Annotated in this window: 1 protein-coding gene; it reads right to left on the bottom strand. The window is 56.5% G+C overall.

From position 1 onward, the window contains the following. Positions 1 to 226 precede the first annotated feature (226 nt). On the bottom strand, positions 227 to 329 hold a 103-nt coding region (locus SB756_RS28820; protein WP_410912937.1), incomplete at its 5' end, for a hypothetical protein.

Raw genomic sequence — 329 nt, 5'->3', positions numbered from 1 at the left:
CCCGCTCCCTTATGGGAGAAGGTTAACGCTCGGGTAACCCTTGCCGAATGTAGGCCGGATAAGGCGTTATACGCCGCATCCGGCAATCAATGCCTGATGCGACGCTGTCGCGTCTTATCAGGCCTACAAATTCTCGCGCCATCCGTAGGCCGGACAAGACGTTCACGCCGCATCCGGCAGTCGTGCTGGGATGGGCATACAAAATGCACATTCTCGGCAGTCAATATTATTTGTTGTTGCGCAGATCCAGCGCCACGTCGACGATCATATCCTCCTGGCCGCCAACCATCCGGCGTTTGCCCAGCTCAACGAGAATATCCACCGCGCTT

The sequence above is a fragment of the Pseudomonas sp. SIMBA_068 genome (genome assembly GCF_046534705.1).
GTDB lineage: Bacteria > Pseudomonadota > Gammaproteobacteria > Pseudomonadales > Pseudomonadaceae > Aquipseudomonas > Aquipseudomonas putida.
Note: the sequence above shows the minus strand (reverse complement) of the source record. Positions and strands in the feature narration are given on the sequence as shown.